This window comes from Limosilactobacillus mucosae (genome assembly GCF_046939755.1).
GTDB lineage: Bacteria > Bacillota > Bacilli > Lactobacillales > Lactobacillaceae > Limosilactobacillus > Limosilactobacillus mucosae_A.
Window position 1 is genome coordinate 1 of sequence record NZ_JBKZAY010000062.1, and the last position, 1,692, is coordinate 1,692.

1 protein-coding gene and 1 pseudogene are annotated in these 1,692 nt (G+C 37.4%); both read left to right on the forward strand.

All coding sequences use genetic code 11. From position 1 onward, the window contains the following. Window positions 1-50: 50 nt before the first annotated feature. A pseudogene (locus ACLUWI_RS10055) lies at window positions 51-353 on the forward strand (tryptophan--tRNA ligase); the annotation flags it as partial. 415 nt (window positions 354-768) lie between these two features. Continuing rightward, on the forward strand, window positions 769-1,554 hold the full coding sequence (locus ACLUWI_RS10060; RefSeq protein WP_412138251.1) for an HNH endonuclease: 786 nt from the start codon (window positions 769-771) through the stop codon (window positions 1,552-1,554). The last annotated feature ends 138 nt before the right edge of the window (window positions 1,555-1,692 follow it).

The window sequence follows — 1,692 nt, forward strand, 5'->3', positions numbered from 1 at the left end:
TGATTAACAAAAAGGATCCGAAGTCGTAAAAAGGCGACATTCGGATCCACGGAAAGGTTGAAGGCAATATCGTCTTTACCTACCTAGACATCTTTGATCCTGACAAAGAAAAAGTTCAGGAACTTAAAGAGCATTATCAGCATGGCGGGTTAGGAGACGTAACAATCAAGAAGTACTTATTTGAAGTACTAAACAAAGAGTTAACGCCTATCCATCAGCGACGCGCTGAATTTGCCAAGGACATTCCTGCAGTATATGACATGCTTCATAAAGGATGTGAGAAGGCAAATCTAGTTGCTGACAAGACACTCAAAGAAGTAAAGGCAGCAATGGGCATTAACTACTTTGACTAAATATATATCCACGAAACTTAATTACAAAATATCCCTTTTTCGGTAAAAAATTCATCCCTCAGCTAAAAACCGTCGAACTCTGGCAATGACCAAAGTTCGACGGCTTTTTCATACATCATTACTTATTGACTAGATGATTTATTCTAAAAACATAGTCTGTCATGCTATGTTTAGGTTTAAAGAGCATAAGGGTAATCTACCACCGGCAAGCCTGTGGCCCATCAGTGATGGGGATACGACAGTAGTATTGTTTCTTTCGATTGTGCTTCTATTTTGTTACTCAAATATCACGCGTTGGTTACAGCATGTACTGCCAAATATTACTCTTGAAATAATGATTTTTTCTCGTAAGTAATTGATATATTAATTCATTTCTAGTTATTATATTAGCAAATTGAATCAGGAGATCATTACTATGACAAAAACTAGCCGCAGAGCCTGGACAGAAGAGGAGACTACACTAGCATATGCTTTATACTGTTCAATGCCATTTAGTCAGATTCACTCCGGGAACCCGAAAATTAAAGAATTAGCAGCCCTAATTGGAAGAACACCAGGCGCCGTATCAATGAAAATGTGCAACTTAGCACGTTTTGATCCTGAGTTGCAAAAAAGAAACGTCACCGGTCTTAAAAATGGAAGTAAGTTAGATGGAATTGTGTTCCGAAAATACGAATCTAATCTTGAAGAACTGGCTTATCAAGTCAATTTAATCAAGCAAAACTTCTATCATAAACAATCTTATATAGGAATCCCTTACGATCAGAAATTAGAAAAACTACCCGAAGGAAAGGAAAAGCTGAGAGAAGTAAAAACTCGTATTGGACAAGAAGCTTTTCGTGATGTCGTATTGAACTCTTATGGCAATAAATGTTGCATTACTGGTATCAACAATCCCCAGTTGCTTGTTGCTAGTCACATTAAGCCATGGCGAGTTAGCGATCCAATTACTGAAAAAACCAATCCTAAAAACGGCCTTTGTTTAAATTCATTTCACGATAAAGCTTTTGACTGCGGTTTAATTACAATTGATAAAACCTTTCATGTAATAATCTCTCAGAATCTTGCTAAAACCGATATGGATGAGTCAACACGCGAATGGTTAAAGACATATGACCATAAGCAGATTAATATGCCTGAAAGGTTTACTCCTTCCCTTGAGTTTATCGAATACCATAATGATGTTATTTTTCAAGGCTAGATTATCTTATGGTATAATAGGCCTACCGTAGTCAACGCATTGGGTTCATTTGGTCATGACCCAGCTGACTACCTTTTTGCAGAGGGCAGCTTCATGGCTGTCCTTTTAATTTTCATCAAAAAATCCGAGCACAGGTCT